At 54.7% G+C, this 6,855-nt stretch carries 7 protein-coding genes; 5 read left to right on the plus strand and 2 right to left on the minus strand.

Annotated elements, in window-relative coordinates; translation table 11 throughout:
- Positions 1–3: 3 nt before the first annotated feature.
- The 5 genes from hemE (at position 4) to V6E55_RS22505 (ending at position 3,544) form a co-directional block, all read left to right on the plus strand.
- Positions 4–1,068, plus strand: coding sequence for a uroporphyrinogen decarboxylase (gene hemE, locus V6E55_RS22485; protein WP_316943949.1), 1,065 nt, complete (start codon positions 4–6; stop codon positions 1,066–1,068).
- Between the two features lie 9 nt (positions 1,069–1,077).
- On the plus strand, positions 1,078–1,749 hold the full coding sequence (gene nfi / locus V6E55_RS22490) for a deoxyribonuclease V (RefSeq protein WP_316943950.1): 672 nt from the start codon (positions 1,078–1,080) through the stop codon (positions 1,747–1,749).
- Positions 1,750–1,790: 41 nt separating this feature from the next.
- Complete coding sequence (locus tag V6E55_RS22495; protein WP_028018463.1) at positions 1,791–2,381, plus strand: YjaG family protein; 591 nt, start codon at positions 1,791–1,793, stop codon at positions 2,379–2,381.
- A gap of 186 nt (positions 2,382–2,567) precedes the next feature.
- Complete coding sequence (gene hupA, locus V6E55_RS22500; protein ID WP_002445246.1) at positions 2,568–2,840, plus strand: nucleoid-associated protein HU-alpha; 273 nt, start codon at positions 2,568–2,570, stop codon at positions 2,838–2,840.
- 11 nt (positions 2,841–2,851) lie between these two features.
- A complete protein-coding gene (locus tag V6E55_RS22505) occupies positions 2,852–3,544 on the plus strand; it encodes a DUF1481 domain-containing protein (protein WP_114980112.1) in 693 nt (230 codons plus the stop codon).
- Between the two features lie 47 nt (positions 3,545–3,591).
- Here the strand turns inward: V6E55_RS22505 and purD are convergent, their stop codons facing one another.
- Both purD and purH read right to left on the minus strand, forming a co-directional pair.
- A complete protein-coding gene (gene purD / locus V6E55_RS22510) occupies positions 3,592–4,884 on the minus strand; it encodes a phosphoribosylamine--glycine ligase (RefSeq protein ID WP_316943951.1) in 1,293 nt (430 codons plus the stop codon).
- 15 nt (positions 4,885–4,899) lie between these two features.
- A complete protein-coding gene (gene purH / locus V6E55_RS22515; RefSeq protein ID WP_028018460.1) occupies positions 4,900–6,489 on the minus strand; it encodes a bifunctional phosphoribosylaminoimidazolecarboxamide formyltransferase/IMP cyclohydrolase in 1,590 nt (529 codons plus the stop codon).
- Positions 6,490–6,855: the final 366 nt, after the last annotated feature.

The following is a 6,855-nucleotide window of genomic DNA, read 5'->3' on the forward strand; positions in this document are numbered from 1 at the left end:
AAAATGACCGAACTGAAGAACGATCGTTATCTGCGTGCGCTGCTGCGCCAGCCCGTTGATGTCACCCCGGTGTGGATGATGCGCCAGGCGGGACGTTATCTGCCAGAGTACAAAGCCACGCGTGCGCAGGCGGGCGATTTTATGTCGCTGTGCAAAAATGCTGAGCTGGCCTGTGAAGTGACGCTCCAGCCGCTGCGCCGCTTCCCGCTGGATGCCGCCATTCTCTTTTCGGACATTCTGACCATCCCGGATGCGATGGGCCTTGGGCTCTATTTTGAAACTGGTGAAGGCCCACGTTTTACTTCACCAATCAAGAGTAAAGCCGACGTCGATAAGCTGCCGATCCCCGATCCGGAAGGTGAGCTGGGCTATGTCATGAACGCTGTGCGCACCATTCGCCGTGAGCTGAAAGGTGAAGTGCCGCTGATCGGTTTCTCCGGCAGTCCGTGGACGCTGGCGACTTACATGGTCGAAGGTGGCAGCAGCAAGGCTTTCACCGTGATTAAAAAGATGATGTACGCGGAGCCGCTGGCGTTGCATGCGTTGCTCGACAAGCTGGCGAAAAGCGTCACTCTCTACCTGAACGCACAGATTAAATCGGGTGCGCAGTCGGTGATGATTTTCGACACCTGGGGCGGCGTACTCACCGGGCGCGATTATCAGCAGTTCTCGCTCTATTACATGCACAAGATCGTCGATGGTTTGCTGCGTGAAAACGAAGGCCGTCGCGTACCGGTAACGCTGTTCACCAAAGGTGGCGGTCAGTGGCTCGAAGCGATGGCAGCAACGGGCTGTGACGCCCTTGGGCTGGACTGGACTACCGATATCGCTGATGCGCGCCGTCGCGTGGGTGACAAGGTGGCGCTGCAGGGCAATATGGATCCGTCCATGCTCTATGCACAGCCAGCTCGCATTGAAGAAGAGGTGGCAACGATTCTCGCCGGCTTCGGCCAGGGGGAAGGGCACGTCTTTAACCTCGGACACGGTATTCATCAGGACGTGCCGCCAGAACACGCTGGCGCGTTTGTGGAGGCGGTACACCGACTTTCTGCGCAATACCACAAGTAAGGAATCGCTATGGATCTCGCGTCATTACGCGCCCAACAAATTGAACTGGCTTCATCCGTGATCCGCGAGGATCGTCTGGATAAGGATCCCCCGCAGTTTATCGGTGGGGCGGACGTCGGGTTTGAGCAGGGTGGGGACGTGACGCGAGCGGCGATGGTGGTACTGAAATATCCCTCGCTTGAGCTGGTGGAGTACAAGGTGGCGCGTATTGCTACCACCATGCCCTATATTCCTGGCTTTCTCTCCTTTCGTGAATATCCCGCGCTGCTGGCAGCGTGGGAGCAGCTCTCGCAAAAACCTGACCTGCTGTTTGTTGATGGACACGGAATCTCACACCCGCGCCGTTTAGGCGTTGCCAGCCACTTTGGCCTGCTGGTGGATGTTCCCACCATCGGCGTTGCTAAGAAACGCTTGTGTGGCGCGTTTGAACCGCTTTCTGCCGAGCCTGGTGCGCTGGCGCCGCTCATTGATAAAGGCGAACAACTGGCGTGGGTCTGGCGCAGTAAAGCGCGATGTAATCCGCTGTTTGTCTCCACTGGACACCGAGTAGGTATGGATAGCGCGCTGGCATGGGTACAGCGCTGTATGAAGGGCTACCGTTTGCCGGAACCAACACGCTGGGCAGACGCGGTGGCTTCTTCACGCCCGGCTTTTGTTCGTTGGCAGGAAATTCAGCGATGATTCAGGTAAACTGCGCCTAATTTTCGATTCGAGAGATCATCATGCTACAAAACCCGATTCACCTGCGCCTTGAGAAGCTGGAAAGCTGGCAGCACGTCACCTTTATGGCTTGCCTGTGCGAGCGCATGTATCCCAACTATGCCGCGTTCTGCAAGCAGACGGGCTTTGGTGATGGTCATATTTATCGCCGAATTCTGGATCTGATCTGGGAAACGCTGACGGTGAAAGACGCGAAGGTGAATTTCGACTCTCAGCTCGAAAAGCTGGAAGAGGCGATTCCGGTCGCGGATGATTTTGACCTGTACGGTGTCTATCCGGCGATCGATGCTTGTGTGGCGTTAAGCGAGTTGATTCACTCCCGCCTGAGTGGTGAAACGCTGGAGCATGCTATCGAAGTCAGTAAGGCCTCGATTACGACCGTTGCGATGCTGGAAATGACTCAGGAAGGTCGTGAAATGACCGACGAAGAGTTGCGTGCGAACCCGGCGGTAGAACAAGAATGGGACATTCAGTGGGAAATTTTCCGCCTGCTGGCAGAGTGTGAAGAACGCGATATCGAGCTGATAAAAGGGCTGCGCGCGGACTTACGCGAGGCCGGTGAGAGCAATATTGGTATAATTTTTAACCAATGAGACAATAAAACTTGAGATAACGCCCGTTTTGTCGCTCCTCGACTCTTCCCTTTCGCCCCTTGTCTGGTCTACATTTGGGGGGCGAAAAAAAGTGGCTATCGGTGCGTGTATGCAGGAGAGTGCTTTTTTGGCATTTTCGTCGCACTCGATGCTTAGCAAGCGATAAACACATTGAAAGGATAACTTATGAACAAGACTCAACTGATTGATGTAATTGCGGACAAGGCTGATCTGTCTAAAGTGCAGGCTAAAGCTGCTCTGGAATCTACCCTGGCTGCTATTACTGAGTCTCTGAAAGAAGGCGATGCTGTACAACTGGTTGGTTTCGGTACCTTCAAAGTGAACCACCGTGCTGAGCGCACTGGCCGCAACCCGCAGACCGGTAAAGAAATCAAAATCGCCGCAGCTAACGTGCCAGCATTTGTTTCTGGTAAAGCACTGAAAGACGCTGTTAAGTAAGACGCGTGGCAGTGAACAGTTTTAACGAAGGGGCGGTAACGCCCCTTTTGTCTGTCTGGCGTGGTGCGCTCACGTTAGCGGGCGTGCTGTTGCTGTCAGCCTGTAGCCATGACTCCACTCTGCCACCGTTTACTGCCAGCGGCTACGCTGACAACCAGGGGGCGGTCAGGATCTGGCGCAAAGATTCCGGCGGGGAAGTGCATCTGCTTTCTGCTTTTAGCCCGTGGCATAACGGCAATACCTCGACCGCGGAGTATCGCTGGCAGGGCGATGACCTCACGCTGATCGAACTGAACGTCTACAGTAAAACCCCCGATCATGTGAAAGTGCGTTTTGATGACCATGGCGAGCTGAGCTTTATGCAGCGTGAAGTGAGTGGTCAAAAACAGCAGCTTTCCAGCGATCAAATTGCTCTCTATCGTTATCGTGCCGAACAGATCCGCCAGACCAGCGATGCGCTGCGTCAGGGACGCGTTGTACTGCGCCAGGGGCGCTGGCACGCCGATGGGACAGTGACAACTTGCGAAGGGCAGACAGTGAAGCCTGAGCTTGAATCCTGGGCAACCGAACATATTGAACGTCGTCAGCGTCATTCATCTATGGAGGTGAGTGTGGCGTGGCTTGAAGCACCGGAAGGTTCTCAGCTGCTGCTGGTGGCGAATGAAGACTTCTGCACCTGGCAGCCGACAGAGAAGAGTTTCTGACGTAAATCCCCTCTCCCTTGAGGGAGAGGGTTAGAGTGAGAGCGTAATTACTCCCCTTGCTCACGCGCAATCGCGCGATAGCCGATATCCTGACGGCTAAAGCTACCGTTCCAGTGAATATCCGCCATCAGCGCATAGGCACGCTTCTGTGCTTCTGCCACGGTATGACCCAACGCGGTCGCACACAGCACACGGCCACCGTTAGTCAGTACACGATCGTCGTCAGACAGTTTCGTACCCGCATGGAACACTTTACCGCCTTCGATCTCTTCCAGCGGCAGACCGTGGATCTCATCTCCGGTGTTGTAATTACCTGGATAGCCGCCAGCAGCAATCACTACGCCCAGAGAGGCACGTTCGTCCCACTCGGAAGTTTTCTCATCCAGCTTACCTTCACAGGCTGCCAGGCACAGATCGACCAGATCGGATTTCATGCGCAGCATGATCGGCTGAGTTTCTGGATCGCCAAAGCGGCAGTTGAACTCGATGACCTTCGGGTTACCTTGTTTGTCGATCATCAGACCCGCATAGAGGAAACCAGTGTAAGTGTTCCCTTCGGCTGCCATACCTTTTACGGTTGGCCAGATAATGCGATCCATCGTGCGCTGATGCACTTCGTCAGTCACGACCGGAGCGGGCGAGTAAGCACCCATACCGCCGGTGTTCGGGCCGGTATCTGCATTGCCTACGCGTTTATGATCCTGGCTGGTAGCCATCGGCAGAACGTGCTCGCCGTCGACCATTACAATGAAGCTCGCCTCTTCACCATCGAGGAACTCTTCGATCACGATGCGATGGCCTGCATCGCCGAATGCGTTGCCGGCCAGCATGTCCTGCACCGCGGCCTCTGCTTCTTCGAGGGTCATCGCCACGATAACGCCTTTACCGGCAGCCAGGCCGTCGGCCTTAATGACAATCGGCGCGCCTTTTTCACGCAGATAAGCCAGGGCTGGTTCAACTTCCGTGAAGTTCTGATATTCCGCAGTGGGAATATTGTGACGTGCGAGAAAATCTTTGGTGAAGGCTTTGGAGCCTTCGAGCTGTGCTGCACCTTCGGTTGGCCCGAAGATTTTCAGGCCTGCCGCGCGGAACGCATCCACCACGCCAATCACCAGCGGCGCTTCCGGGCCGACGATGGTCAGGTCGATTTTCTCGCTCTGTGCAAAGTTCAGCAGCGCCGGGATATCGGTCACACCGATAGCCACGTTCTGCAGCGCTGGCTCCAGCGCCGTACCGGCGTTGCCCGGTGCCACAAAGACAGTTTTCACCAGCGGGGATTGTGCCGCTTTCCATGCCAGAGCATGCTCGCGTCCGCCATTACCAATCACTAATACTTTCATTTTCTGCTCCGGGAATTAATGGCGGAAGTGGCGCATGTCGGTGAAGATCATCGCAATACCGTGTTCATCGGCAGCGGCAATCACTTCGTCATCACGAATGGAACCGCCAGGCTGGATCACACAGGTGATGCCTACTGCTGCTGCGGCATCGATACCGTCACGGAACGGGAAGAAGGCGTCAGACGCCATGGCGGAGCCTTTCACTTCCAGACCTTCATCACCTGCTTTAATCCCGGCGATTTTTGCAGAATAAACACGGCTCATCTGGCCGGCACCTATCCCGATGGTCATGTTCTCTTTTGCGTAGACAATGGCGTTGGATTTCACGAACTTCGCCACTTTCCAGCAGAACAGCGCGTCACGCAGTTCCTGCTCGGTTGGTTGACGTTTGGTCACCACGCGCAGGTCGGCTTCTGTCACCATACCCAGGTCGCGGTCCTGAACCAGCAGACCGCCGTTCACGCGTTTGAAGTCCAGACCCGGTACACGTTCAGCCCACTGACCGCAAACCAGCACACGCACGTTCTGTTTTGCAGCGGTGATTTTCAGCGCTTCTTCGGATGCGGATGGTGCGATGATCACTTCGACAAACTGGCGAGAGATGATGGCTTGCGCCGTTTCAGCATCCAGCTCACGGTTGAAGGCGATAATACCGCCGAACGCGGAGGTCGGGTCGGTTTTGTAGGCACGATCGTAGGCATCCAGAATAGAGCTACTTACCGCGACGCCGCATGGGTTAGCGTGCTTGACGATAACGCAGGCTGGCTCACTGAACTCTTTCACACATTCCAGCGCAGCATCGGTGTCAGCGATGTTGTTATAGGAAAGCGCTTTGCCCTGAACTTGTTGAGCGGTAGCAACAGAGGCTTCTTTAACCTCTTCTTCTATATAGAAGGCTGCTTGCTGGTGGCTGTTCTCACCGTAACGCATATCCTGCTTCTTAATGAAGTTCAGGTTCAGGGTGCGCGGGAAGCGGCCAGAAGGATCTTTGCTTTCACCGTGGTAAGCCGGCACCAGGCTACCGAAGTAGTTGGCGATCATGCTGTCGTATGCAGCGGTGTGTTCGAATGCTTTGATGGCGAGATCGAAACGCGTTTGCAGAGTCAGTGACCCTTCATTGGCATCCATCTCATTAATAATGGTGTTGTAGTCGCTGCTCTTCACCACGATAGCCACATCTTTATGGTTCTTGGCTGCGGAGCGAACCATGGTCGGGCCGCCGATATCAATATTCTCTACGGCATCTTCCAGAGAACAGCCTTCGCGGGCAACGGTCTGGGCGAACGGGTAGAGGTTAACGACAACCATGTCGATTGGCGCGATATCATGTTTTTCCATAATGGCGTCGTCCTGACCGCGACGGCCAAGAATACCGCCATGCACTTTCGGGTGCAGGGTTTTCACGCGTCCATCCATCATTTCCGGGAAACCGGTGTAATCGGACACTTCGGTTACCGGCAGACCTTTATCTGCTAACAGGCGAGCGGTACCGCCTGTGGACAGCAGCTCCACACCACGTGCAGAAAGTGCCTGAGCGAATTCGACGATACCGGCTTTATCAGAAACACTGAGCAGAGCGCGGCGGACTGGACGACGTTGTTGCATGGTAAATCCCCTGGATTTCACGATTACAGAGAGCGTTAGATGAATTTTCCAGCGAAAAACTCATCTAACACACCTGACAGGGCATCCTTGTTAAGCGCGAGCATTTTAACGAAAACGTTTGCGCAACGCTCGCACATTTTCACTTTTTCGTATCATTGTGGATAACTCTGTGTGTAAATGGGTATAAAGCGGGGTTTTGCTGGGGAATGCAGCAGTCAGTCATTTTTTTGCAACTTTTCGGTTGCGGCCTGCGGAGAACTCCCTATAATGCGCCTCCATCGACACGGCGGATGTGAATCACTTCACAAACAACCCGGTCGGTTGAAGAGAAAAAATCCTGAAATAACGGGTTGACTCTGAAAGAGG

Origin of the sequence: Enterobacter sp. 342 (genome assembly GCF_036663495.1) — a bacterium.
GTDB lineage: Bacteria > Pseudomonadota > Gammaproteobacteria > Enterobacterales > Enterobacteriaceae > Enterobacter.